The organism is Klebsiella sp. HN106 (genome assembly GCF_051209435.1).
GTDB classification, from domain to species: domain Bacteria; phylum Pseudomonadota; class Gammaproteobacteria; order Enterobacterales; family Enterobacteriaceae; genus Klebsiella; species Klebsiella oxytoca.
This window is the reverse complement of the sequence record NZ_JBLURD010000292.1, coordinates 1-279: the sequence shown is the minus strand read 5'-3', so window position 1 is coordinate 279 and position 279 is coordinate 1. Positions and strand designations below refer to the sequence as shown.

Annotated in this window: 1 protein-coding gene; it reads left to right on the top strand. The window is 55.2% G+C overall.

Annotation, left to right across the window (positions count from 1 at the left end; genetic code table 11):
- A partial coding sequence (locus tag ACSIPU_RS31270) for a riboflavin kinase (protein WP_435322589.1) occupies positions 1 to 279 on the top strand: 279 nt, incomplete at both ends.

Below are 279 nucleotides of genomic sequence, written 5' to 3'. Positions count from 1 at the left end.
ACGGCGAACTTACCGCTGCGTCGTCAGGTTTCCCCGGTTAAAGGGGTCTATGCGGTAGAAGTGACAGGGCTGGGCGACAAACCGATAGCGGGCGTCGCCAATATTGGCACCCGTCCAACGGTTGCGGGCGTGCGTCAGCAGCTCGAAGTACATCTGTTGGACGTTGTAATGGACCTCTACGGTCGCCATATCAATGTAATACTGCGTAAAAAGATACGTAACGAGCAGCGGTTTGCGTCGCTGGACGAGCTGAAGGCGCAAATCGCACGTGATGAGTTA